At 67.4% G+C, this 26,362-nt stretch carries 18 protein-coding genes; 13 read left to right on the forward strand and 5 right to left on the reverse strand.

Annotated elements, in window-relative coordinates:
• Nucleotides 1–19: 19 nt before the first annotated feature.
• The 4 genes from BLS50_RS21160 to BLS50_RS21175 form a co-directional block, all read right to left on the reverse strand.
• Nucleotides 20–364 carry a DUF4148 domain-containing protein gene (locus BLS50_RS21160; protein ID WP_011548125.1) on the reverse strand — a complete coding sequence of 115 codons (345 nt, stop codon included), beginning with the start codon at nucleotides 362–364 and terminating at the stop codon, nucleotides 20–22.
• Between the two features lie 200 nt (nucleotides 365–564).
• Nucleotides 565–1,977 (reverse strand): NADP-dependent phosphogluconate dehydrogenase, encoded by a 1,413-nt coding sequence (gene gndA, locus BLS50_RS21165; RefSeq protein ID WP_074803894.1) that lies wholly within the window; start codon nucleotides 1,975–1,977, stop codon nucleotides 565–567.
• A gap of 97 nt (nucleotides 1,978–2,074) precedes the next feature.
• The gene (locus BLS50_RS21170) at nucleotides 2,075–2,716 is read right to left on the reverse strand and encodes a DUF938 domain-containing protein (RefSeq protein ID WP_074803896.1); all 642 of its coding nucleotides are present in this window, start codon (nucleotides 2,714–2,716) and stop codon (nucleotides 2,075–2,077) included.
• On the reverse strand, nucleotides 2,713–3,627 hold the full coding sequence (locus BLS50_RS21175) for an NAD-dependent protein deacetylase (protein WP_074803898.1): 915 nt from the start codon (nucleotides 3,625–3,627) through the stop codon (nucleotides 2,713–2,715). The genes BLS50_RS21170 and BLS50_RS21175 overlap by 4 nt, the downstream gene beginning before the upstream one ends.
• A 1,215-nt stretch (nucleotides 3,628–4,842) precedes the next feature.
• Here BLS50_RS21175 and BLS50_RS21185 point away from each other — a divergent pair.
• Together BLS50_RS21185 and BLS50_RS21190 are read left to right on the forward strand one after the other, a co-directional pair.
• Nucleotides 4,843–5,802 (forward strand): LLM class oxidoreductase, encoded by a 960-nt coding sequence (locus BLS50_RS21185; RefSeq protein WP_074803900.1) that lies wholly within the window; start codon nucleotides 4,843–4,845, stop codon nucleotides 5,800–5,802.
• Between the two features lie 270 nt (nucleotides 5,803–6,072).
• Nucleotides 6,073–8,541, forward strand: a complete 2,469-nt coding sequence (locus tag BLS50_RS21190) for a mechanosensitive ion channel family protein (RefSeq protein ID WP_074803902.1) — start codon at nucleotides 6,073–6,075, stop codon at nucleotides 8,539–8,541.
• A 31-nt stretch (nucleotides 8,542–8,572) separates the two neighbouring features.
• On the opposite strand, the gene BLS50_RS21195 is transcribed toward BLS50_RS21190, so the two are convergent.
• A complete protein-coding gene (locus BLS50_RS21195; protein ID WP_074803904.1) occupies nucleotides 8,573–9,409 on the reverse strand; it encodes a CerR family C-terminal domain-containing protein in 837 nt (278 codons plus the stop codon).
• Nucleotides 9,410–9,500: 91 nt separating this feature from the next.
• Here BLS50_RS21195 and BLS50_RS21200 point away from each other — a divergent pair, with 91 nt between their 5' ends.
• From BLS50_RS21200 to BLS50_RS21255, 11 genes are all read left to right on the forward strand, one after another.
• Nucleotides 9,501–10,625: an HlyD family secretion protein gene (locus BLS50_RS21200; RefSeq protein ID WP_074803906.1), complete on the forward strand. Its 1,125-nt coding sequence runs from the start codon at nucleotides 9,501–9,503 to the stop codon at nucleotides 10,623–10,625.
• The gene (locus tag BLS50_RS21205) at nucleotides 10,618–12,204 is read left to right on the forward strand and encodes an MDR family MFS transporter (protein ID WP_027808927.1); all 1,587 of its coding nucleotides are present in this window, start codon (nucleotides 10,618–10,620) and stop codon (nucleotides 12,202–12,204) included. Before BLS50_RS21200 ends, BLS50_RS21205 begins: the two co-directional genes overlap by 8 nt.
• A gap of 13 nt (nucleotides 12,205–12,217) precedes the next feature.
• On the forward strand, nucleotides 12,218–13,705 hold the full coding sequence (locus tag BLS50_RS21210) for an efflux transporter outer membrane subunit (protein ID WP_074803908.1): 1,488 nt from the start codon (nucleotides 12,218–12,220) through the stop codon (nucleotides 13,703–13,705).
• A 234-nt stretch (nucleotides 13,706–13,939) separates the two neighbouring features.
• Complete coding sequence (locus BLS50_RS21215; RefSeq protein ID WP_074803910.1) at nucleotides 13,940–15,475, forward strand: catalase; 1,536 nt, start codon at nucleotides 13,940–13,942, stop codon at nucleotides 15,473–15,475.
• A gap of 79 nt (nucleotides 15,476–15,554) precedes the next feature.
• Nucleotides 15,555–16,166 (forward strand): ankyrin repeat domain-containing protein, encoded by a 612-nt coding sequence (locus BLS50_RS21220; protein WP_074803912.1) that lies wholly within the window; start codon nucleotides 15,555–15,557, stop codon nucleotides 16,164–16,166.
• Nucleotides 16,167–16,570: 404 nt separating this feature from the next.
• Complete coding sequence (locus BLS50_RS21225; protein WP_074803914.1) at nucleotides 16,571–17,731, forward strand: efflux RND transporter periplasmic adaptor subunit; 1,161 nt, start codon at nucleotides 16,571–16,573, stop codon at nucleotides 17,729–17,731.
• Nucleotides 17,732–17,751: 20 nt separating this feature from the next.
• Nucleotides 17,752–20,895: an efflux RND transporter permease subunit gene (locus tag BLS50_RS21230; RefSeq protein WP_074803916.1), complete on the forward strand. Its 3,144-nt coding sequence runs from the start codon at nucleotides 17,752–17,754 to the stop codon at nucleotides 20,893–20,895.
• 4 nt (nucleotides 20,896–20,899) lie between these two features.
• A complete protein-coding gene (locus tag BLS50_RS21235; protein ID WP_074803919.1) occupies nucleotides 20,900–22,330 on the forward strand; it encodes an efflux transporter outer membrane subunit in 1,431 nt (476 codons plus the stop codon).
• A 101-nt stretch (nucleotides 22,331–22,431) separates the two neighbouring features.
• Nucleotides 22,432–23,124: a response regulator gene (locus BLS50_RS21240; protein ID WP_074803921.1), complete on the forward strand. Its 693-nt coding sequence runs from the start codon at nucleotides 22,432–22,434 to the stop codon at nucleotides 23,122–23,124.
• Nucleotides 23,121–23,747 (forward strand): histidine kinase, encoded by a 627-nt coding sequence (locus BLS50_RS21245; protein ID WP_074803923.1) that lies wholly within the window; start codon nucleotides 23,121–23,123, stop codon nucleotides 23,745–23,747. The genes BLS50_RS21240 and BLS50_RS21245 overlap by 4 nt, the downstream gene beginning before the upstream one ends.
• 629 nt (nucleotides 23,748–24,376) lie before the next feature.
• Entirely contained in the window at nucleotides 24,377–26,209 is a 1,833-nt protein-coding gene (locus tag BLS50_RS21255) for a S53 family peptidase (protein WP_074803925.1), read from the forward strand.
• Nucleotides 26,210–26,362 lie beyond the last annotated feature (153 nt).

Here is a 26,362-nt window from a genome sequence, read left to right on the forward strand (position 1 = left end):
CGCCAGCGCGGCCGTACCATTAACGACCCTTGTAGACCGGTGCGCCGTCCGAGACGCGCTTGACTTGCCAGCCGGTCTTGGCCGCAGCCGGGGCGCCCGATTCCTGGCCGGCGGCCGGTTGCGCACCGTAGCCGGTCGTATCGGCAGCGGCGACGTTCTGTTGCGGGTTCACGCGGGCTTCAGCAGCCTGGATGCCTTCCGGGTAGTTGGTCCGGTCGCTGCCCAACTTGTAGCCAGCCTGTTGCAGCTGGACCAGTTCGGCCTTCACCTGGGCACGGGTGACGGGCGCGTTCTGTTGGGCGAACGAGACGGCGGGGACAGCGAGGACAGCAGCAGCAGCGAACGTTGCGATCAGCGATTTCATGATTACCTCCGGGATTTTTTTGCTCCGCCGCACACACCATGTCTGCAGCGATGGAACAGAGTTTAGTCCCGGCAGCACCTAGGGAAAACCATGAAAGAACGAAAACACTGTTTCCCCGGAGCCAACAATGTCGGCATCCGGGATAGAAAAACCCTATTCAAAGAATAGATTTTCGCAACAATGCCGCCTCGCCCCGCCGGTTACGACCAGTTCGCGTGGAAGCTGCCCGGCTTGTCGGTGCGCTCGAACGTGTGCGCGCCGAAGAAGTCGCGCTGCGCCTGCACGAGGTTCGCCGGCAGCCGCTCGGAACGGTAGCTGTCGAAGTACGCGACCGCCGATGCGAACGCCGGGACCGGCACGCCGGCCTTCACCGCGGCCACCACGACGTCGCGCAGCGCCGTCTGGTAGTTCGCGGCGATGTCCTTGAAGTACGGGTCGAGCAGCAGGTTCGCGAGCGCCGGGTCCTTCGCATACGCGTCGGTGATCTTCTGCAGGAAGCGCGCGCGGATGATGCAGCCTGCGCGGAAGATCTTAGCGATCGTCCCGAGATCGAGGTTCCAGCCGTATTCTTCCGACGCCGTGCGCAGTTGCGCGAAGCCCTGCGCGTACGAGATCACCTTGCTCAGGTACAGCGCGCGGCGCACCGCTTCGACGAACGCGGCGCGATCGCCGTCGAACGGCGCGGCGGCCGGGCCCGACAGGATCTTGCTGGCCGCGACGCGCTCGGTCTTCAGCGACGACAGCACGCGTGCGAACACCGACTCGGTGATGAGCGGCAGCGGCACGCCGAGATCCAGCGCGTTCTGGCTCGTCCACTTGCCGGTGCCCTTCTGTGCGGCGCGATCGAGGATCACGTCGACGAGATGCTTGCCGGTCTCTTCGTCCTTCTTGCCGAAGATCTTCGACGTGGTCTCGATCAGGTAGCTGTCGAGCTCGCCCTGGTTCCATTCGGTGTACACCGCGCCGAGTTCGTCGTTGGTCAGGCCCGCGACGTCCTTCAGCACCGAATAGCTTTCGGCGATCAGTTGCATGTCGCCGTATTCGATGCCGTTGTGGACCATCTTCACGTAGTGGCCCGCGCCGTCCGGGCCCATGTACGCGACGCACGGCTCGCCGTCCGACGGCGCCTTCGCGGCGATCTGCTTGAGGATCGGCTCGACGAGATCGTACGCGTCGCGCTGGCCGCCGGGCATGATCGACGGGCCGCGCAGCGCGCCCTCTTCGCCGCCCGACACGCCGGTGCCGATGAAATGCAGACCCGACTGCGCGAGTTCCTGGTTGCGGCGGATCGTGTCGGTGAAATGCGTGTTGCCGCCGTCGATCAGCACGTCGCCCTTCTCGAGCAGCGGCTTGAGCGATGCGATCGTCGCATCGGTCGCTTCCCCGGCCTTCACCATCATCAGGATCCGGCGCGGCGTTTCGAGCGACGCGACGAATTCCTCGAGCGTATAGGTCGGCACCAGATTGCGGCCGGGGAATTCGGCGATCAGTTCGTCGGTTTTCTCGCGGCTGCGGTTGAACACCGACACCGCGTAACCGCGGCTCTCGATATTGAGTGCGAGATTGCGGCCCATCACCGCGAGCCCGATCACACCGATTGCTTGTTTGCCCATTAGTCAATTCTCCGGAAAAAACGGGGCGCGACCCGAGCCGGGCCGCGCGCACAGGCGAAAGGATAGAGGAAACCCGGCCGCGCTGCCCGCTTGCGTGTCATTGCTCCGCGTGCGGCAGGCGCCGGAACACGACGCTCAGGTTGTTCGCCGGCATCTCGACGACCTCGCTGCAGTCGAGGCCGAGGTCGAGCCCGAGCGCGACCACGGTCTCGAGATCGCGCACGCCCCACGACGGGTCGCGGCTGCGCAACTGCCGGTCGAACGCTTCGTTCGACGGCGCCGTATGCCGGCCTTCGCGACGGTACGGGCCGTACAGGAACAGCACGCCGCCCGGCCGCAGCACGCGCGACGCGCCGGCGAACAGTGCCTCCGTACAGGCCCACGGCGAGATATGGATCATGTTGATGCAGACGATCGCGTCGAGTGCCGCGACCGGCCACGGCGTGTCGCGCACGTCGAACGCCAGCGGCCCGGCGACGTTCGCGAGGCCCGCATGCGCGACCCACGCGGCGATCGAACGCCGCGCCTGCGCATCGGGATCGCTCGGCTGCCACTGCAGGCCCGGCAACGCTTGCGCGAAGTGAACGACGTGCTGGCCGGTGCCGCTCGCGATTTCGAGCACGCTACCGCTCGCCGGCAGCACGCGGCGCAGCACGTCGAGGATCGGCCCGCGATTGCGTTCGGCCGCGGGCGCCGACAGCCGCTCGGACGGATCGGGCGAAGCTGCGGCGCCGGTCACGATGCATGCTCCGTCGTGTCGCTGGTGCTGGCGCTGGTACGCCCGAGCCCCAGCCGCGCCACGAGTGCGCCGAGCGCGGGCGCGCAGTGCGCCTCGACCTTCAGCGTCAGCATCGGGTCGGCGCGCGTATGGCCGAGATTGAGTGCGGCAACCGGCTTGTGCTGCGCCTGCGCCCACACGCAGAAGCGGTAGCCGGAATACACCATCAGCGACGAGCCGACGACGAGCAGCGCGTCGGCCGCGTCGAGCGCCTGCGACGCCAGCGCCACGCGCTCGCGCGGCACGTTCTCGCCGAAGAACACCACAGCCGGCTTCAGCAGGCCGCCGCACGCGGGGCACGCCGGGATGCGGAACGTATCGAGCGCGGCCCATTCCAGATGCGCGTCGCCGTCCGCGGCCGGCTCGGCCTGCGCCCCCAGCAGTTCGGGATTGTCGGCTTCGAGCACGGTCTGGATCGTCGCCCGCGCGTGATGCGCGCCGCATTCGAGGCAGGTCACGCCGTTGATGCCGCCATGCAGTTCGATCACGTCGTCGCTGCCCGCGCGCTGATGCAGGCCGTCGACGTTCTGCGTGACGAGGCGCTCGATTCGCCCTGCGTCGCCGAGCCGCGCCAGCGCGACATGCGACCCGTTCGGCCGCGCGCGGCCGACGACCGGCCAGCCGATCATGCTGCGCGCCCAGTAGCGGCGCCGCGCGGCATCGGAACCGAGGAATTCGTGGAGCTGGATCGGCGGCGAGCGCATCCATTGGCCGTTGCGGTCGCGGTAACCGGGAATGCCGGAATCGGTGCTGATGCCCGCGCCGGTCAGCACGAGCAGGCGCGGATGACGCTCGACGAAGGTCTGCAGCGCATCGAGCGCGGCCGGATCGACGTCCGCGAGAGAGGGATCGGGCAAGGCTTTGTCGTTCATGTTGGCAACGTGATCGGTCGCGCCGGCAGGCCGTGCGCCCGCACGGGCGGCCAGGCACGCCAGCACATGATACAGAACGCCGTGCGATCGGGCGGGCCGCCGCCACGGCAAGCCGTCGCACGCAAAAAGACGCCCGTCGCCGCTCGGCGACGGGCGCTTCAACAATTGATCCATCGGGGTAGTGGATCAACTGACAGCACAAAGTTGCGACGTCCGTCATGCCGCGATCGACGGACGCTCCCCGGACTCCACGTGTTCCTCGCTGCCGCGCACATCGGCGCGTCACCGGCTGTCCCGGCCCGGTCCTGTTCCGCTGGCTCGTCACGCCGACACGATGCGCGGCATGCAAACGCATTCGCCGCGCGGCGCCGTGCGTTGCGCCATGGCATGACGATTCCGGGATCCAGGCCAGGGGCCATCCGCCTGCGTTCGCGGTTCATCCCCGACGGCCGACCGGCACGGGTCGGCCTCGTGCGTCACGGCTGCACGTCGTCGTTCAGAACGAACCCGATTGCTCGGATGGAACGGAAAGCCGCTCGCTCACGTCGCCGCAATCAACGGCGAAGCGAATACCCGGGCAGGTCGGCGATTCATGTTTGCAACACGACGCGTTGCGTTTCGGTCTTTTTTCATTCTCTTGTCCCCGTCTCCGATACATCCGACCCACTGAAGCGATGGCCGGGTCGACAGCACCCGCGATCGCGCTCACGGCCCATACAACCATGCAAGGAGCGCACCATGCTTCATGCCGCAAGGCCTCGCGGGGCACATGCCAGGCTGCGGGAAGCCATCGCACCCCGTCAGAAAGCGCGAACGTTTCGAAACTGAAACGCGCCGCCGGACCAATTGGCATCGTCGCGTCGGCTCTGCGTGGGACGGGCAGCCGTCTTACAATCGCCTCACAGTGGGCGGTGCGCCTCGACCGGATGCGTGTGCCCGCCCTTGCCTTTTTCCGCGGCTCGCCACCGCCCGACCGAAACCCGCCCTCGCCGCGTGGTCGCGCTTGCCGTCGCTTCGCACGCGCGTTGTTCTACAGTAGCGACCGCGACCACCGCGCATCGCGACGCGTGGCGTCACGCGTGGGGCTCGTGTTGCGCGGCACGACGCCGCAGGTCGTTTAGCGCGGCGCCGTCCCGCTCGGGCATCGTGCAAACACGCTAGCATTCGGACACGGAACGCCGTGCGTTCGCCCTGCCTCGCCTCCAAGGATTCGCCATGCCCCCAACCGTTCCCGCCCGCCCCGACGTCGCGCAGCGTGTCTTTGCTGACGGACGGCTGTCGATCGGCCTCACCCTGCCGTTGCTTCGCAGCGGCCACATCGTCGCGGACTTCGACGAACAGCTCGAACTCGCGGCGCTGGCCGATTCGCTCGGCTTTCGCGCGCTGTGGATTCGCGACGTGCCGCTGAACAGCGCCGACTATCCGGACCCGGTCGGCCATCTCGACCCGTGGGTGCTGCTCGGCGCACTGGCGTCGCGCACCCGCCGGATCGCGCTCGCCAGCGGCGCGATCGTATTGCCGCTGCGCCATCCGCTGCATATCGCGAAAGGTGCGCTGTCGGTCGCGACGCTGTCGGGCGGGCGCTTCATCCTCGGGCTCGGCTCCGGCGATCGGCCGCCGGAATATGCGGCGTTCGGCGTCGACGCGGAAACCCGGCGCGACCGCTATCGCGCGCACTGGGACGTCGTCGCGGCCGCGCTCGGCGTACCGTCGCGCGTGCTGCCCGACCAGGCGCCGCCCGATGCACCCGAATTCACGCTGCTGCCGCGCGACGGCGACGCGGTGCCGATGCTTGCGGTCGGCTCGGGCGGACAGAGCGTCGACTGGATTGCCCGCCATTCGATCGGCTGGATGACCTATCACCGCGATCCGGATACGCAGCGCGCCCGCTATTCGATGTGGCGCGCGGCGGTCGAGCGGCTCGCGTCGCCGCAATTTCGCGCGTTCGGCGTATCGATGCGGCTCGACCTCGCCGCGCATCCCGATACGCCCGCCACCGCGCTGCCGCTCGGTTATACAACCGGGCGCCGCGCATTGGTCGATATCCTGCAGGACATGCGAGCGGCGGGAACGCACCATGTCACGCTGAACCCTGGATCGGACCGGCCCGTGCGCGACGTCATCGAAGAAATCGCGACGGACGTCTTGCCGGTATTTCACGACGAGCCGGCATGATTCATAGGAATCCGAATTCACCTGACGTGATACCAGCGTGGAACGAGACCGGACGAACGCTCATCGGGTGACGCCTCGCCCATCGGCATCGGAAAGCACGCGTTACAGACGCCTTACGATCGGGAACACGGGACGCCTGCGTCGCGTCGCTCATGCCCGATCCGAATAGCCGGCGACGGAACTATTCGGTCGCGATCGCAATCATGTTAACTTCCGTCCATCATTCAGCCTCGCGGGCCGCGTGACGAGACGCACCCGCATGCCCACTCCATGCGACATATCCTCCTCGGCTGGCTGCTCGCCGCCGTCGTGTCGGCCGCCCACGCGGCCGCTCCCGCTCCGGCCGCCGCGTCGGCTGCCTCCGGCGCCGCGCCCGCACTGACGCCACAAGAGGCGCGGCAGGCACTGAACGTGCTCGAAAACCCGCGCGATCGCGCGCAGGTCGAAACGACGCTGCGCGCGATCGCGGCCGTCGGCGCATTGAGCGCGCCCGCCGTGCCGGCAAGCGCGGCGCCTGCCACCAGCAGCGCCTCGGCTGCCTCGGCGCCGGCCGCGCTCATGTCGAACGGGCTCGCCTCGATGCTCGTCCGCCAAGGATCGCGCTGGGCCACGCAGATCGGCAACGCGCTGCAGGAATCGCTGCGCTCGCTGCTCGATATCGGTTCGGTGGGAAGCTGGTGGCACGACAAGCTCGTCAGCGCCGACCAGCGTGCGGATCTCACTCGCACGCTCGGCATCCTCGTGGCGGTACTCCTGCCTGCGCTCGTCGTCGAATGGCTCGCGAAACGGCTGCTGCGACGCGCGCTGGCCACGGTGGCCGCGCGCCGCGCCGACACGTTGCGCCACACCGCACCCGATTCCGCCACATCGGACGAGGTCCACGCCCCGCCGCCCGATACGTCTGCCCCACCCGACACCACAGCCGCAGACACCGCAGACGCCACCCCCGCATCCTCGCAAAGCCGAGGCCACGCACGCCGGCACACCACGCTGCTGCAGCGGATGCCGCGCGCACTCGTCAGTCTCGCGCTGCGCGCGGTGCCGCTGCTCGTGTTCGTCGGCGTCGCGAGCCTGACGATGTCGTTGCTCGTCGAAGCAGACACGCCGATCGAAGCCGCGCTCGAAGCGTTGATCGACACCTACGTGATCTGCCGACTCATCACGATCGTCAGCCGGCTGTTCTTCCAGCCCGATGCGCGGCAGTTGCGGCTGCTGCATATCAGCGACGCATGGGCCGATTTCGTGCAACGCTCGATCGCACGGATCGTGATCGTGGTCGGCGCGTGCACGGCGGCCGTCGAGATCGCCGCGAACTTCGGCCTGAGCGAAGCCGGCCATGTCGCGCTGCTGAAGGCCGTCGCCCTCGTCGGGCACGTGATGATTTCGGTGCTGATCCTGCAGTGTCGCCGGCCGGTCGCGGCACGGATTCGTGCCGCCGGTGCGGATCGTCCGGCCTTCACGGTCGTCGGCAACGCGCTCGCGGACGCGTGGGCGCCCGTGTCGGTCTTCGTCGTGATGGCACTGTGGTTCGTGTGGGCGCTCGACGTCCACAACGGCTATCGCGTGCTGATCACGCTCGGCGGCCGCTCGATCGCCGTGATGATCGCGATGCGGATGGTGTCGATCCTCGTGTTCGGCGCGCTCGCGCGGCTGTTCCAGCGCCGCGAGGACGACCGTACGCTCGTTCATCTGCACGCGTACCGCTACTACCCGCTGCTGCGCCAGATCGTGTCGGGGGCGATCGGCATCGTGACCGTCGTGCTGCTGCTGCAGATCTGGGGCGTGCCGATCTTCCGCGCGTTCGAGACGGGCACGATCGGCCACCGGCTCGCGTCCGCGCTGGTGACGATCGCGATCGCGGCGATCGTCGCGCTCGTCGTGTGGGAAGCGGCCAACATCGCGATCGAGCGCCGGCTGCAGCGCTGGACACGCGAAGGCAACCTGGTGCGCGCCGCGCGCCTGCGCACGCTGCTGCCGATGCTGCGCTCGCTGCTGTTCGTGATGATCGCGCTCGTCGTCGTGCTGACGGGCCTCAGCGAACTCGGCGTCAACGTCGGCCCGCTGCTGGCTGGCGCCAGCATCTTCGGCGTCGCGCTCGGTTTCGGGTCGCAGAAGCTCGTGCAGGATTTCATCACCGGGATCTTCCTGCTGATGGAGAACGCGATGCAGGTCGGCGACTGGGTCACGCTCGCCGGCGTGTCGGGCACGGTCGAATACCTGTCGATCCGCACGGTGCGGCTGCGCGCCGGCGACGGGTCGCTGTACACGATCCCGTTCAGCTCGGTGACGACCGTCAACAACACGAATCGCGGGCTCGGCAACGCGGCCGTCAAGGTGAGCATCGCGTACGGCGAGGACATCGACCGCGCGATCGCGACGCTGAAGGAAATCGGCGCCGCGTTGCGCGACGATCCGAAATACCACGACGGCATCCTGTCGGACTTCAGCTACTGGGGTATCGACCAGGTCGATGGCGCAGCGCTCGCGCTGGCCGGGCAGATGCAATGTACGGACTCGGCGCGCTGGGGCGTGCAGCGCGAATTCAACCGACGGATCGCGGAGACGTTCCACGAGCGCGGAATCCGGATCGCCAATCCGCAGCGCAGCGTCGTCGCCTATGCGGACGGATCGCGGCCGGTCGGCAGCGAGGAAAACGACCCGCGCCCCGACACGCGGAATACCGCCGAGACGGCAGCGCCGTCGCCATTGCCCGACGAAGCGGAGCGCAAGCCGGGCTGATCGCGATCGCCCGCGGCCGGTGACCGGCCGCTCAACGCGCGGCAGGCTTCTTCACGCGCGTCGTGCTTTTCGCGGCGGGCGGAACCGCCCCCGGCTTCGCCGCACGTCGTTTCGACGCGGCACCCTGCGCGCGCTTCACTGCGGATTCCGCGCTGGCAGCACCCGCATCGCGCTGCGCATGCCATTGCTCGAGCAGCACGCGCGTCTGGTCGGCAATCGTGTCGGTCACCAGCGCCGCGCGCTCGCCTTCGAACGCCTCCCATTCGAGCAACTGCAGCGCCGAACGCTGCGCGACGTGGAACACCGTGATCTGGCCGAACAGGCTCAGCGCGCGCAACCGCGTGACGGGATCGTCGGCCGGCCGCCCCGTGATGCGGCCGATCAATTCCGCGCTCACGTCGTTCAGCGGCTTGCGCATGCGCGTCATCAGGATCTCGCTCGCGCTCGCCGGCTCCTGGCCGCCCTGCTCGCGCGCGAAGAACATCCGCTGGTTCATCGTCTTCGGCGCGGTGAACATCCGGTCCGACAGCGCGCGCAGCAGCCCGACGAACGCATCGATCAGCGCATCGACGCTCGCATGGCCGTCGAGCATCGCCCGCGCATGGCCGACCGCCGGCGCGAACACCTGCCAGCCGTGCTCGGCGATCGTCTCGACGCACGCGCGGTACACGCCTTCCTTGTTCTCGAAGTAGTACTGGAGCGCCGGCGCGTTCACGCCCGCCATCGCGGCGATCTCGCGCGTCGACGCGCCCGCGAACCCGCGTTCGCCGAACAGTTCGATCGCCGCCTCGATGATCCGCTGGCGCGTCTCGTCGCCGCGCGCGTAGCCGCCCGCCGACGTGCGGCGCAGCTTCTTCGCTTCGTTCATGCCTTCCTCGTCATTCGATCGATCCACATTCTACTTGACACAATTTTATCAACTGGAATAATTCTTCCACTTGGAATAATTTGGATCACGCATGTCGACGCCACAAGACCCGCCACAGAAAGCAGATCGTCAGGAAAACGGAACAACGCCGCGCAACGGCAACGGCGGAACGAGGCGGCGCATCCTGCTCGTGGTCGCCGTGCTCGCGGCCGTCGGCGGCGCGGCCTGGCTCGGCCGCTGGTGGACGGTCGGCCGCTTCATCGAAAGCACCAACGACGCGTACCTGCAGGCGGACAGCATGACCGCCGCGCCGAAGGTCGCCGGCTACGTGACCGACGTCTACGTGCGCGACAACCAGCCCGTGAAGGCCGGCGATCCGCTCGTGCGGCTCGACGTCCGTCAGTACCAGGTGGCGCTCGCCCAAGCGCTGGCGACCGTCGACGCCCGCCGCGCCGATATCGCGCGCGCCGAAGCCGACATCAGCCAGCAGCGCGCGAATCTCGAGCAGGCCGACGCGCAGGCGAAGGTGTCGCGCATCAACGCGCAGCACGCAAGCGACGAGTACACGCGCTATGCGCCGCTCGCGGCGACCGGCGCCGAAACGCACGAACGCGTGGCCGATCTGAAAAGCACGCGCGACCAAGCGGCGGCGACACTCGCCGCGAACAACGCGTCGATCGCCGCCGCCCGCACGCAGATCGCGTCGTTCACCGCGCAGCTCCAGCAGGCGCGCGCGCAGCTCGAGGCCGCGCAGGCCAGCGCCGCGCAGGCGCAGCTCGACCTCGACAACACGATCGTGCGCAGCACGCTCGCGGGCCGCGTCGGCGATCGCACGGTGCGCGTCGGGCAATACGTGCAGCCCGGCACGCGCCTGCTGACCGTCGTGCCGGTCGATTCGATCTACCTCGTCGCGAACTTCAAGGAAACGCAGATCGGCAACATGCGCATCGGCCAGCCCGTCGAGCTGCATGTCGATGCGCTGCCGGACGGCCCGCTGTCCGGCGTCGTCGACAGCTTCGCGCCCGGCACCGGCGCGCAGTTCGCGCTGCTGCCGCCCGAGAACGCGACCGGCAACTTCACGAAGATCGTCCAGCGCGTGCCGGTGCGCATCCGTCTCGCCGCGAACGCCCGCGCGCAACGCATGCTGCTGCCCGGGCTGTCGGTGACGGTCGACGTCGATACGCGCTCGGCCCGCGACGAGCAGCATCATGGCTGATACGCCCGCCACGATCCCCCTGCCGCCGCATGAAGGCCGCGCGAGCGTGACCGACTGGATCGCGGTCGCGGCCGGCGCGCTCGGCGCGCTGATGGCGACGCTCGACATCTCGATCACGAACTCCGCGCTGCCGCAGATCCAGGGCGAAATCGGCGCGACCGGCACCGAAGGCACGTGGATCTCGACCGGCTACCTGATGTCGGAAATCGTGATGATCCCGCTCGCCGCCTGGCTCACGCGCGTGTTCGGGCTGCGCAATTTCCTGCTGACGAACTCCGCGCTGTTCATCGCGTTCTCGATGATGTGCGGCTGGTCGCATTCGCTGCCGATGATGATCGCCGGCCGGATCGGCCAGGGCTTCACCGGCGGCGCGCTGATTCCGACCGCGCAGACGATCATCCGCACGCGATTGCCGCTGTCGCAGTTGCCGGTCGGAATGACGCTGTTCGGCCTGATCGTGCTGCTCGGGCCGCTGTTCGGCCCGGTGCTCGGCGGCTGGCTCGCGGAAAACGTGAACTGGAGCTGGTGCTTCTTCCTGAACCTGCCCGTGTGCCTGTTGCTGATGGCGCTGCTGGTGTTCGGCCTGCCGTCGGACCGCCCGCAATGGAGTGCGTTCTTCAACGCGGACTGGCTCGGCATCCTCGGCCTCGCGATCGGCCTCAGCTCGCTGACCGTCGTGCTCGAGGAAGGCCAGCGCGAACGCTGGTTCGAATCGCAGATGATCGTCACGCTGAGCGTCGTGTCGTTCGTCGGGATGGTCCTGATCGCGCTGTCGCAGCGCTTCGCGAAGCGGCCGATCATGCGGCTGTCGCTGATGCGCAACCCGCGCTACGCGAGCGTGATCGTGATCGTGTCCGCGGTCGGCGCCGGGCTGTACGGCGTGTCCTACCTGCTGCCGCAGTTCCTCGCGATCGTCGCCGGCTACAACGCGGAACAGGCCGGCGCGATCATGCTGCTATCGGGGTTGCCGGCCTTTCTCGTGATGCCGATCCTGCCGCGCCTGCTCGGCAAGGTCGATTTCCGCATCCTCGTGATCACGGGGCTGCTGCTGTTCTGCCTGAGCTGCATGCTCGACATCAGCCTGACCGCGCAAAGCGTGGGCCACGATTTCGTGTGGTCGCAACTGATCCGCGGCCTCGCGCAGATGCTCGCGATGATGCCGCTCAACCAAGCGTCGATGGCAGCCGTCGCGCGCGAAGACTCGGGCGATGCGGCCGGGCTCTACAACATGGCGCGCAACCTCGGCGGCTCGATCGGGCTCGCGATCATCGGCACCGTGATCGACCGGCGCACGACCTTCCATACCGCTGCGCTGCGCGAATCGGTGACCGCGAACTCGCTGATCGGTCAGGATCGCCTGTCGGCCTATGCGGCCAACTGGTTCGCGCACACCGGCGATCTCGCATATTCGAACCTGCGCGCGCTCGGCCAGCTGGCGCAGCAGATCCAGATCCAGGCCGTCGTGATGACCTATTCCGAAACCTTCTATCTGCTGGGCCTCGCGCTGCTCGCCTGCGTGCCGCTCGCGCTGCTGCTGAGAACGCCGCGCGGGCCGCAACCGATGTCGTCCGGCCATTGACCCGTCATACGCGATGAAACCCTTCTCCCTGCCCCGCCGCCCCGCGCTCACCCTGTGCGCGGCCGCGTGCCTGCTCGCCGGCTGCACGGTCGGCCCCGACTACCGCGGCGCACCCGCCGCGCCGGATGCACCGACCTTCGTCCGCGCGCCGGCCACCGGCGTCGACACCGCCGCGCCCGCGCCGAGCGCGTGGTGGCATGCACTGAACGATCGCCAGCTCGACGCGCTGATCGTCGCCGCGCTCGTGTACAACCCCGATCTGCACGCCGCGCAGGCCCGCTTGCGCGCGGCACGCGCACAGCTCTCGCAACAGCGCGCCGCGCAGATGCCGAAATCGTCGGCCACCGTCGCGGCCATCCGCATGCGCGAGCCGGACGTCAGCGCGCTCGGCTCGCTGCTGCCGTCGAACGGCTCGGAGCAATCGGGCGGCACGTCGCCGTCGCTCGGCGGCTCGGGGCCGCTGCAACTCTATTCGGCGGGCTTCGACGCGACGTGGGAAATAGACCTGTTCGGCGGCACGCGCCGCGCGGTCGAAGCCGCATCCGCCCAGGCCGAAGCCGTCGATGCCGATCTCGCCGACACGCAGGTGTCGATCGCGGCCGAAGTCGCGAATGCGTATGTCGACCTGCGCGACCAGCAGCAACGACTTGCGTTGTCGAAGCGCACCGCGCAACTGCAGCAGCAGATGCTCGAACTGACGCAGCAGCGCCGCGCGCGCGGCGTCGCGGCCGATGCCGACATCGAGCGACTGACGACGCAGGTCGAGAACACGCGCGCGTCGCTGATCCCGCTCGACGCCCAGGTGACCGAATCGCTCGACCGGCTCGCGATCCTGACGGGCCGCGCGCCGGGCGCGCTCGACGCCGCGCTGTCGACCCCGGACGCGGCATTGCCGACGCTGCCCGCCAGCGTCGCGATCGGCGATCCGGCCACGCTGCTGAAACAGCGCCCCGATATTCGCGCGGCCGAACGCCGGCTTGCGTCCAGCAATGCGCAGATCGGCGAGCATGTCGCCGACTATTTTCCGAAGGTGACGTTGCTCGGCGATCTCGGCTTCAGCGCGACGGACCCGGGCCATCTGTTCCGCAAGCAGAATTTCACGTGGGTCGGTGCGCCGTACCTGCAATGGAACATTCTCGATTTCGGACGCACGCGTGGCGCGGTACGCGCGGCAGAAGCGTCGCGCGATGAAGCGGAGGCGAATTATCAGAAGGCCGTGCTCGGTGCATTACAGGATGCCAACACCGCGTTGCAGCGTTACGGGCATCAGCGCGAGCACGTCGTCGCATTGACGAAGGTGCAGACGTCGGCCGTGCATTCGCGCGCGCTGATGGACCAGCGCTATCGCGCGGGCGTCGCGTCGATGATCGACCTGCTCGATACGCAACGCGAAGCGCTCGCCGCGCAGCAGAACGTGATCGCCGGGCAGGCCGAACTGATCAAGAACTACGTGTCGGTGCAGAAGAGTCTCGGGCTCGGATGGCAGACGAGCGCCGGTTGACGCACCGCCGCAAATCATGCGCGACCGATGCATCATGCGCGTCGGAACAATTCAGCAATAACTCATTGCGCGCGCAACAATACGGCTTCGTTTGTTGCGCAATCAAAGGGCTCGCACCGCATCGACGGCCCGGCTATCGAAAACATATCGAATATCAATTAGCCAATCGTCTGACGATCTCTTCTAATTCAGTCGGCTTCCCCACCACCGATCGGATCAAGGAGTTCCATCGTCATGTCCTCACCCTCCCATCGCGTGCTGCGGCACGCAGTCGCCGCAATCTGCGTGGCACTCTCCGCCTCTCCGTACGCCGCCGAACTCACGCGCGACACCGGCGCGCCCGTCGGCGACAACCAGAATTCGCAGACGGCCGGCCCCGCCGGCCCGGTGCTGCTGCAGGATTCCGCGCTCATCGAGAAACTGCAGCGCTTCGATCGCGAACGCATTCCCGAGCGCGTCGTGCATGCGCGCGGCACCGGCGCATTCGGCGAGTTCGTGCCGAGCGCCGACATCTCCGACCTGACGAAAGCGAAAGTCTTCACGCCGGGCACCCGCACCCCCGTATTCGTGCGCTTCTCCACCGTGATGGGCTATCGCGGCTCGCCCGAGCAGGCGCGCGACCCGCGCGGCTTCGCGGTGAAGTTCTATACGCAGCAGGGCAACTGGGACATGGTCGGCATCAACTGGCCGGTGTTCTTCATTCGCGACGGCATCAAGTTCCCCGACTTCGTGCACGCGAACAAGCCGAGCGCCGTGACCGGCGTGCAGGACCCGAACCTCGCGTTCGACTTCTTCGCGCACACGCCCGAAGCGACCCACATGCTGACGCGGCTGTACACGGACGAGGGCATGCCCGATTCGTATCGCCGCATGGACGGCTTCGCGGTGCATGCGTTCAAGTTCGTCAATGCGCAAGGCGACGTGCACTACGTGAAGTTCCACTGGAAGAGCCAGCAAGGCGTGCACGGCCTGCGCCCGCAAGAAATCCCCGCGTCGATCGGCCGCGACTGGAACCTGATGACGAACGACCTGTACGGCGCGCTCAAACAGGGCGATTTTCCGAAGTGGGACCTGTACGTGCAGGTGCTCACGCCGAAGGATCTGAACCGCTTCGACTTCGACGCGCTCGACGATACGAAGGTATGGACCGGCGTGCCTGAACGCAAGATCGGCACGATGACGCTCAATCGCGTGCCCGACAACTACTTCCAGTCGACCGAGGAATCGGCGTTCGCACCGTCGCGCCTCGTGCCGGGGATCGAGCCGTCCGAGGACCGGATGCTGCAGGATCGCCTGTTCGCGTACGCCGACACGCAGATGTACCGGCTCGGCGCGAACTACATGGATCTGCCGATCAATCGCCCCGTCGTGCCGGTCGTCAACAACAACCAGGACGGCAAGATGAACGCCGGCGACCGCAAGGGCGAGGTGAATTACGAACCGTCGACGCTGAACGAACTCGCGCAGGACCCGCAGTACAAGTCGGTCCGCATGGCGCTCAGCGGCACGACGCAGCAGGAAGCGATCCGCAAGAAGCTGCCGTTCCGTCAGGCGGGCGAGTACTACCGCAGCCTGTCGCAGCAGGACAAGGACGACCTCGTCACCGCGCTGTCCGGCGACCTCGGCCAGGTGAAGAACGCGCAGAACCAGTACGCGATGCTGTCGTACTTCTACAAGGCCGACGCCGATTACGGTACGCGTCTCGCGCAGGCCGTTCACGCGAACGTCCAGCAAGTGCAGTCGCTCGCGGCGAAGCTGAGCGACAACTGATCCCCGCGACTCCGGTCGCTGCCGACGTGTGCGACACGCGCCGCACACGTCGGCCCGGCCACTTCATCAGGACACCCTCATGCGATCCGAACGCTTCCCCCACACGATCCGTGCGGCCGTGGCAGCGCTCGCGCTGGCCGCGCTCGCCGGCTGCGCGCACCTGCCCGACCAGCCGACGTACGGCAAGGCCGACCCTGCCGCGCTGCGCCGCTATGACGGCGACTGGTTCGACGCCGCGCGCGTCGGCCGCGTCGATATCCTGCGCGCGTTGCACGATGCCGGCTATCCGGTCGACGCCACCGACAGCCACGGCTATACGGCCGTGATCCTCGCGTCGTACGACGGCCAGCCCGCAGCGCTCGACTACCTGTTGTCGGTCGGCGCAGATGCGTGCGCCGGCGATCGGCACGGCAACACCGCGCTGATGGGCGCCCTCTTCCGGAACGAGCCCGATATCGCGCGACGCCTGATCGACACGCGCTGCCCGATCGACCAGACGAACGGCGCCGGCGAAACCGCGCTGGGGTTCGCGACGCTGTTCAACCGCTTCGAGCTGATTCCGCTGCTCGTCGCGCATGGCGCGAATCCGAACCATGTCGACCGGCGCGGCCAGTCGCTGCTTCAACTCGCGCTGACGCACGACAACACGTATGCCGTGGACGCACTGCGAAATGCCGGCGCCAAACCGTAGCGCGCCCGCGCGTCAAATGGCGCGCCCCATTCGCTGACCCGATCCGCGTCGCCATCGCGCGATGCCGGCGCCATGTCGTGCACGTGTGCGCCCAGTGGCCCCGTCATGGCGAGCCAGCTGCAGACGCACCGCGCCTCGTCGTGCAGTTCCCCCGGTCCCCCTGCCGGCTCGATCTTTAACCACCAGCGCGAGCCGACACGCGCATCGAGCCGAAACACCGCGCGCCCGACACCGCGCCGCACCCTGTTCGTCCGAGCATTCCGCTGCGGCTCATCCCCTCCTTTCGGCGCCTTTCGCCGCCTCCATCGAATCTCCATCTTTCCGCATCAAAGCCCCCAACTAATCCAAGCAAACTCTGCCCCGTCAAAGCAGGCAGTGGGCTGCCTGCGCTTCCTGGAGTCGCTATGAAGAATCAGAAACGATGCTGCCACGGCGCCGTATGCGCGCTGGTGGCGGCAATGCTGGCGGGGTGCGGACCGTCCGAGCAGCAGGCCGCCGCACCGGCCACCCCGGTCGCGGCCATGACGGTGGCCGCCACGCGCGTCGACGTGACCGAAGACCTGCCGGGCCGCGTCGCGGCCGTGCGGGTGGCCGAGATTCGGCCGCAGGTGAGCGGCATCGTGCAACGCCGGCTGTTCGAACAAGGCACCGAAGTGCGCGCCGGCCAGCCGTTGTTCCAGATCAATCCGGCGCCGTTCAAGGCGGAGATGGACACGGCCGCCGCCTCGCTGCAGCGTGCGCAGGCCGCGCTCGAGCGCGCGAAGGTGCAGACCGCGCGCTTCAAGCCGCTCGTCGAGGCCGACGCGATCAGCCGCCAGGTGTACGACGACGCCGTATCGCAACGCGACCAGGCCGCGGCCGACGTCGCGCAGGCCCGTGCGACGCTCGCGCGCCGCCAGCTCGACCTGAAGTTCGCGACCGTGGAAGCGCCGATCGCCGGCCGCATCGACCAGGCGCTCGTGACCGAAGGCGCGCTGGTGTCGAGCAGCGACAGCCAGCCGATGGCGCGCATCCAGCAGATCGACCAGGTCTACGTGGACGTGCGGCAGCCGGCCGCCTCGCTCGAGGCGCTGCGCGACGCGCTCGCGTCGCAGCCGCAAGCGTCGGACGGCAACGGCCTGCCGGTCGACGTGCTGCGCGACGACGACACGCGTTACGACGTGCGCGGCCGCATGCTGTTCTCGGGCGTCAACGTCGATCCGGGCACCGGCGACGTGCTGCTGCGCGTGCTGGTCGACAACCCGAAACGCCAGTTGCTGCCAGGCATGTACGTGCGTGCCCGGATTCCGCGCGCGCACTACGCCAACGCCGTGATGGTGCCGCAACAGGCCATCGTGCGCGCCGGCGGCAAGCCGCAGGTGTGGGTGCTCGACGCGAAAGGTACCGCTCACCTGAAAGCGGTCGAGGTCGGCGAACTGACGAACCGCAGCTATCGCATCAAGTCGGGCCTGCAGGCCGGTCAGAAGATCGTCGTCGAAGGCATGGAGCGCCTGACCGACGGCGCGCCGGCTGCCGCGACCGACTGGAAGTCGCCTGATGCGGTCGCCACCGCGTCCGCGCACTGAGTCACGAGGAGCCTCCAGCCATGGCTGAATTCTTTATCCGACGCCCGGTGTTTGCGTGGGTGATCGCGCTCTTCATCATCCTGACGGGGCTGATCGCGATCCCGCAACTGCCGGTCGCGCGCTACCCGTCGGTCGCGCCGCCGTCCGTCACGATCACCGCGAGCTACCCGGGCGCCACGCCGCAGACCATGAACGACGGCGTGCTGAGCCTCATCGAGCGCGAATTGTCCGGCGTCAAGAACCTGCTGTACTTCGAATCGTCGGCCGATACCTCGGGTCAGGCGCAGATCACCGTGACGTTCAAGCCCGGCACCCATCCGGAGATGGCGCAGGTCGACGTGCAGAACAAGATCAAGTCGGTCGAGCCGCGCCTGCCCGCCGCCGTGCGTCAGAACGGACTGATCGTCGAATCCGCGTCGTCAGGTTTCCTGATGATCGTCAGCCTGCGCTCCGACAACGGCCGCTTCGACGAAGGCGCGCTCGCCGACTACATGGCGCGCAGCGTCTCCGAGGAGCTGCGGCGCATCGACGGCGTCGGCCGTGTGCTGCAGTTCGGTTCGGAACGCGCGATGCGCATCTGGGTCGATCCGCAGAAGCTGATCAATTTCGGCCTGTCGATGAGCGACCTGACGACTGCGATCGGCCAGCAGAACGTGCAGATCGCACCGGGCAGCCTCGGTGCGCTGCCCGCGCTGGCCGGCCAGCGCGTGACCGTGCCGCTCACCGCGCAAGGTCAGCTCACCACACCGGAGGCGTTCGCGAAGGTCGTGCTGCGCGCGAACGCGGACGGCTCGAAGGTCATGCTCGGCGACGTCGCCCGCGTCGAACTCGGCTCGCAGAACTACACGTTCGTGAGCCGCGAGAACAACAAGCCGGCCACCCTCGCCGGCGTGCAGCTCGCGCCGGGCGCCAACGCGGTGAAGACCGCGGACGCGATCCGCGCCCGCATGGCCGAACTGAGCAAGTCGATGCCGTCGGGCATGAGCTACTCGATCCCGCTCGACACGTCGCCGTTCGTGAAGATCTCGATCGAGAAAGTGCTGCACACGCTGCTCGAGGCGATGGTGCTCGTGTTCCTCGTGATGTACCTGTTCCTGCAGAACGTGCGCTATACGCTGATCCCGGCCATCGTCGCGCCGGTCGCGATGCTCGGCACGTTCACGGTGATGCTGCTGACCGGCTTCTCGATCAACGTGCTGACGATGTTCGGCATGGTGCTCGCGATCGGCATCATCGTCGACGATGCGATCGTCGTCGTCGAGAACGTCGAACGCCTGATGGCCGAGGAAGGACTGTCGCCGAAGGACGCGACGTCGAAGGCGATGAAGGAGATCACCGGCGCGATCATCGGCGTCACGCTGGTGCTGACCGCGGTGTTCCTGCCGATGGCGATGGCGAGCGGCTCGGTCGGCGTGATCTACAAGCAGTTCACGCTGTCGATGGCCGTGTCGATCCTGTTCTCCGCGCTGCTGGCGCTGACGCTCACGCCGGCCCTGTGCGCGACGATGCTCAAGCCGATCGCAGCGGGTCATCACGAGAAGCGCGGCTTCTTCGGCTGGTTCAACCGCCGCTTCGATCGCCTGACGAAATGGTACGAGACGCGCGTCGGCCGCCTGGTCGGTCGCACGGGCCGCGTGATGCTGGTGTTCGTCGCGATTTCGGGTGCACTGGTGCTCGGTTTCCGCAGCCTGCCGTCGTCGTTCCTGCCGGACGAAGACCAGGGCTACTTCATCACCAGCTTTCTGTTGCCCGCCGACGCTACCGCCGAGCGTACGCACGACGTGGTCAAGACGCTGGAGAAGCATCTTGCTTCGCGTCCGGCAATCCAGTCGAGCATTTCCGTGATCGGCTACGGCTTCTCGGGCCAGGGCTCGAACGCGGCGATCAACTGGTCGGTGATGAAGGACTGGAAAAACCGTGGCGGCGCGTCGACGATCGAGGAAGGCATGCTCGCGCAGCAGGCGATGGCCAGCGTGACCGAAGGCACGGTGATGAGCCTGCTGCCGCCGGCGATCGACGAACTCGGCAACAGCTCGGGCTTCTCGATGCGTCTGGAAGACCGCGCGAACCAGGGCGCGGCGGCGCTCAAGGCAGCGGAAGTCAAGCTGCTCGAACTCGCCGCGCAAAGCAAGGTCGTGACCGGCGTGTACCCCGACAGCCTGCCGGCCGGCACCAGCATCCACCTGGAGATCGACCGCGCGAAGGCACAGGCGCTCGGCGTGTCGTTCACGACGCTCAGCGACACGCTGTCGACCGCGATGGGCTCGACCTACGTGAACGACTTCCCGAACGCGGGCCGCATGCAGCAGGTGATCATCCAGGCCGACGCGCCGGCACGCATGCAGATCGACAACGTGATGAAGCTGTACGTGCGCAACGCGGCCGGTGGCATGGTGCCGCTGTCCGAGGTGGTGCGCCCCGTATGGACCGACACGCCGCTGCAGATGGTGCGCTTCAAGGGCTATCCGTCCGCGCGTATCGCCGGTAACGCGGCGCCCGGCCAGTCGAGCGGCGCGGCGATGGCCGAGATGGAACGGCTCGCCGCGCAACTGCCGCCGGGCTTCGCGGTCGAGTGGACCGGCCAGTCGCTGCAGGAACGCCAGTCGGCGTCGCAGGCGCCGATGCTGATGGTGCTGTCGATGATCGTCGTGTTCCTGGTGCTCGCCGCGCTGTACGAAAGCTGGTCGATCCCGCTGTCGGTGATGCTCGTGGTGCCGCTCGGCCTGATCGGCGCGATCGGTGCGGTGCTGTTGCGCGGGATGCCGAACGACGTGTTCTTCAAGGTCGGGATGATCACCGTGATCGGCCTGTCCGCGAAGAACGCGATCCTGATCGTCGAGTTCGCGAAGCAGTTGCGCGAGGAAGGCAAGGGTTTGATCGAAGCGGCCGTGCAGGCGTCGAAGCTGCGCCTGCGCCCGATCCTGATGACCTCGCTCGCGTTCGGCCTCGGCGTCGTGCCGCTGATGATCGCGACCGGCGCCAGCGCCGAAACGCAGCACGCGATCGGCACCGGCGTGTTCGGCGGCATGGTGACCGCCACGGTGCTGGCCATTTTCTTCGTCCCTGTTTTCTTTGTGTTCGTGATGAGTATCCAGGAGCGTATCGGCGCATGGCGGGCTTCCCGCAAGCAGCCGGCTTCCCCGACTCACGAACAGGAAGGTTGATGCCATGCGATTGCTTATTCTTCCCCTCGTCCTTGCGCTGTCGGCCTGCTCGCTGGCGCCCACGCTGGTCAGACCGTCGATGCCGGTGCCGACGGCCTACACCGCCGCCGCTACCGCCAATCCCGACGCGAACGCCGCCGACCTCGGCTGGCGCACGATGTTCGGCGACCGCCGCCTGCAACGCCTGATCGAGCTCGCGCTCGATCACAACCGCGACCTGCGCGTGGCCGCGCTGAACGTCGAGGCCGCCGAAGCGCAGTACGGCATCCAGCGTGCCGCGCGCCTGCCGTCGATCGGCGCCGGCGCGAGCTTCACGCGCCAGCGTACGTCGGACGACACGCAGTCGAATCCGCCGCTGTTCGGCGCGACGCAGAACCAGTACGGCGTGAACGTCGGCATCAGCGCGTTCGAGATCGACCTGTTCGGCCGTGTGAAATCGATGTCGGATGCGGCGTTCGCGCGCTACCTCGCGACCGATCACGGCCGCCGCGCGGTGCAGATCTCGCTCGTCGGCGGCGTGGCGGACGCGTACTTCGCGGAACGCCTCGCGCACGAGCAACGCCAGTTGTCCGAACGAACGCTCGCCGACTGGCGGCAGTCGCTCGATCTCGCGCGCCGCCTGAAGGAAGCGCATCAGGCGAGCGGCGTCGACATCGCGCAGGCCGAAGGCCAGGTCGCGAGCGCAACGGCCGATCTCGAAGCGCGCACGCGCGCCGTCGAGCAGGCACGCAATGCATTGCGCCTGCTGATCGGCACCGAGCTGCCGAAGGATCTGCCCGAGCCGCTGCCGCTTCAGCAGCAACCGGTGATGACGCAACTGCCGGCCGGCTTGCCGTCCGAACTGCTGTTCCGTCGCCCGGATATCCAGCAGGCCGAACAAAATCTCGTCGCCGCGAATGCGGACATCGGCGCCGCGCGCGCCGCGTTCTTCCCCCGCCTGTCGCTGACGTCGTCGATCGGCTTCCTCAGCCCCGCGATGGGCAGCCTGTTCGACGGCGGGCAGCGCGTGTGGAGCTTCGCGCCGCAGGTCACGGTGCCGATCTTCCAGGGCGGGCGGCTGCGTGCCGAGCTGCGTCTCGCGGAAGTGCGCAAGTCCAGCGCGGTCGCCGAGTACGAACGCGCGATCCAGGCCGCGTTCCGGGAAGTGGCCGACGGCATCGCCGGACGTGAAACCTTCGGCCGTCAGATCGAAGCCCAAACGCGCGTGGTCGGCTCGGCCGAACGCCGCACCGACCTGTCGAACCTGCGCTATCGCGCGGGGGTCGAGGGGCGGCTGGAGTTGCTCGATTCGCAGCGGCAGCTCTATGCGGCACGACAGGCGCTGCTCGACCTGCGCCGCAGCGAGCTCGGCAATGCCGTCGCGCTGTACAAGGCGCTCGGCGGCGGCCTCACGGACCAGGACGTCGCACCGTCGAAGCGCGTGGTGCAGAACTGAACGAACGGCGCCGTTCCGTCCCGCGCGGCAGCGTGGCGAAACGGTGCGCTCCGGCCCGGCAACGAGCCGCCCCGATTGTTCGACACAGCACGGCACACTCCATGACGAATTCCCTGATACTGATTGCAGAAGACGAGCCCGACATCTCGGACATCCTCGATGCGTACCTGAAACACGACGGCTTTCGCACCTACCGCGTCGCCGACGGGCAAGCGGTGCTCGACATGCAGCCGCACCTGAAGCCCGACCTGATCCTGCTCGACGTGAAAATGCCGCAGAAGAACGGCTGGGACGTGCTCGCCGAACTACGACGGCGCGACAACACGCCCGTCGTCGTGCTCACCGCGTTCGATCGCGATCTCGACCGGCTGCAGGCACTGCACGCCGGCGCGGACGACTACATCGTCAAGCCGTTCAACCCGGCCGAGGTCGTCGCGCGGTTGCGCGCGATCCTGCGCCGGTCCGCCGCGCCACCGACCCTGCGCATGCTGCGCGTCGGCGACCTCGAGATCGACACCGACAGCTATCTGGTCCGCGTGCGCACGGCATGCGCCGAGGTGCCGATCACGCTGACGCTGACGGAGTTCCGGCTGCTCGCGCACATGGCGAGATCGCCGAGCCGCGTGTTCACGCGCGGCGAATTGCTCGACGCGTGCATGGCCGACGTCAGCGCGCTGGAACGCACGGTCGACAGCCACATCTGCCGGCTGCGCAAGAAACTCGAACAGGCCGGCGCACCGGGCATGCCCGAAGTGATGCGCGGCGTCGGGTACCGGCTGCGGGGCGTGCAGTGACGCGGCCGGTCAGGCCCGGTCGGCAAATCGGGCAGACGATCGGCCTCGCCGCGATCGTCATCGTGCTGCTCGTCTGCACCGTGGCGTTCGTCGTCCATGCACTGCATGCGCCGGCCGCGTTGCCGCACGAAGCGAGCGCCGACGCGATGCTCCGCAGTGCGTCCACTTACCTGGTGCTGGCGACGGCGCTGTTCGTCTGCCTGCTGGCCGCCGCGTTCGACCTGTTCAGGCTGCTCCGCCGCATGCTCGCGACGCTCGACGCGATGGCGGACACCGCCGGCCGGATCGTGGCCGGCGATCCGTCGGCGCGCACGGTTTCCCGCGACGGCTGCCCGGCCGACCTCGCGCGCTTCATCGACCACTTCAATGCGATGACTCACTCAATGAAATCCACGAATCCTTCCGATGCGACGGCCACCGTCGCCAGCAGCAGTCGCGTCATGCTCATCCACCTCGCCGAACTCGAAACCCGGCTCGACGCCATCAAGGCACTCGCCACCGATGATGCGGACGCTTCCTCGCGCGACGCGCTGCTTCAGCATGTCGACGCGCTGTTCCGGTGTGTCGAAGACCTTCAGGTAACCGAACGACAGGCGCCGGCGATTCGAACATTTCCTCGATAACGAACAGCCGTTTCAATACGCATCGGAAAGGATCGGCGAGTCGCTTTCGGTATTACCTGCGTTACCGGTTTCGAACATTACAAAAAGCCACCGATCTTTTCAAAATCATTGCAGTTTATTCGATTTAATTTTATTTCATATAATCAAAAAAAGTTTGGCACCGCGCTTTCGTTCTTGATACCGTCCGATGCAAGCAATCCGACGGATTGCCCGCCACGCAAACGATTCCGCTCCACGTTTTTTCGCTTCCGCTGCACCGAAGTACGCGCCGCCGAATGATGCGTTCGCCCGCCGGTGCGTGCAGTATCCCGATGCATTTCAATGGACGGCTGCCATCCGGCAGCGGGCCGAAGGATCGAATCAAATGAGCAGGATAACGAAGCTGTTGCTCTAGCAATCCCGCCCGCGCCGACTCCGGCGCGACTGCCCCGCCCTGCGGCGCAGCTTTCCCGTTACCGCGTTTTCCGTATTTCGCCTCCGGAGAAAAACCGCTTTCCGGATCGGGCGAAAGGCCCTGTCGCGTCCGTGCCATCCGCCCGCATGCGACAGAAAGCGGCGGTGCATGACCCGCACCGCTGTCGACCGTTGTTGTTCGTGCCGTTCGTTGTTCAACCGGAGGGGTAATTCAAATGAATCAGGTTGCAAACAAGAATCAAAAGCACATTCGCGTCGTCAAACTCGCATTCGCCGCAGCAGTAGCCGCGACGTTCGGCATGGCGACCGCCCATGCCGCGCCCGCGGCCGGCTGGACGGAAACGCGCACCAAGGGCTTCCTGCCGCTCGTGCAGCAGAACGAAGCCGGTACGGCCGGCGCACCCGCGGCGAGCACGGCAGCCGCTGCCGCCTCGGCGATCGACATGGCGCCCGGCGAATCGGTGGACATCGTGCTCGGGCTGAACCTGCGCAACGAAGCCCAGCTCGACCAGTACCTGCGCGACCTGCATACGCCCGGCTCGCCGCACTACCGGCAGTTCCTCACGCCGACGCAATTCGCCGCGCAATATGCGCCGACCGACCAGCAGGTCGCCTCCGTCGTCGCCCACCTGCGCAAGGCCGGCTTCGTGAATATCGTGGTCGCGCCGAACCGGCTGCTGGTCTCCGCGTCCGGCACCGCAGGCACCGTCCAGTCCGCATTCCGCACGACCCTCAAGCGCTTCACGCGCAACGGCCGCAGCGTCTATGCGAACACCGACGCCGCGCAAGTGCCGAACGCAATCGGCAACGTCGTCGGCGCGGTGCTCGGCCTGCAGAACGTCGAGCTCGTGCATACGGGTGCGGGCAGCAAGCCGCAAGGCAACACCAGCAACCTGACGATCCCGGCCGGCGCGTCGGCGGTGCCGCACAACCCGACGGAATTCTCGTCGATCTACGGCGGCGACGGCACGCCGACGGCCTCGCAGACCACGGTCGGCATCATCTCCGAAGGCGACCTGTCGCAGACGGTGAGCGACCTCAATACGTTTGCCGCGAACAACGGCCTCGGCACGATCAGCAGCAGCATCGTGAAGACGGGCCCGGCCGGCAGTTCGTACACCGACACCGACGGCACCGTCGAATGGAACCTCGACAGCCAGTCGATCGTCGGCACGGCCGGCGGCAGCGTGAAGCAGGTCGTGTTCTACGTCGCGCCGTCGATGACGCTCACCGCGATCACGGCCGCGTACAACAAGGCCGTGACCGACAACGTCGCGAAGGTGATCAACGTGTCGCTCGGCGTGTGCGAATCGTCCGCGAACAGCACCGGCTCGCAGGCGACCGATGACACCATCTTCAAGCAGGCGGTCGCGCAAGGGCAAACCTTCTCCGTTTCCGCCGGCGACCACGGCGCGTACGAATGCGCGAGCGGCACGCCGTCGCGCTCGACCTACACGGTGAGCGAGCCGGCCACGTCGCCGTACGTGATCGCGGTGGGCGGCACGACGCTGTTCACCAATACGTCGACCAATGCGTACAACAGCGAGATCGTCTGGAACGATCCGAGCTGGCAGCCGGGCACCGTGTGGTCGACGGGCGGCGGGTACAGCAAGTACGAGGCCGCGCCGACGTGGCAGTCGTCGACCCTCACCGGCTCGACCAAGCGCGCGCTGCCCGACGTCGGCTTCGACGCCGACCTGCGCACGGGTGCGATTCTCGTCGTGAACGGCCAGACATCGGACACGCTGTGGGGTTCGGGGTACCTGAACAACGAAGGCGGCACGAGCCTCGCCGCGCCGATCTTCACGGGCATCTGGGCGCGGTTGCAGTCGGCCAACAACAATGCGCTCGGGTTCCCCGCGTCGAGCATCTACAAGTACTTCCCGTCCAACGCGGCGCTGCTGCACGACGTCACGTCCGGCAACAACGGCAGCGGCACTTACGGCTACAAGGCGAAGGCCGGCTGGGATGCGACGACGGGCTTCGGTAGCGTGAACATCTCGAAGCTGAATACGTTTATCCAGAGCACGTCGGATTTCGCGCGCTGATGAATCGCTGACCGAACCGGGTGCGGGAGCGCGACGCATCGCGCGCGCCGCAGCCGTACTCAACCGCGTTGAAGAAACCCGCGAAGGCCTCGCAGCCTTCGCGGGTTTTTTGCATGCCGTGTCCGCTCACCTCGCGCAGCAAGCGTCACGCCT

It is taken from the genome of Burkholderia orbicola (assembly GCF_900100915.1).
GTDB classification, from domain to species: Bacteria; Pseudomonadota; Gammaproteobacteria; order Burkholderiales; family Burkholderiaceae; genus Burkholderia; species Burkholderia orbicola.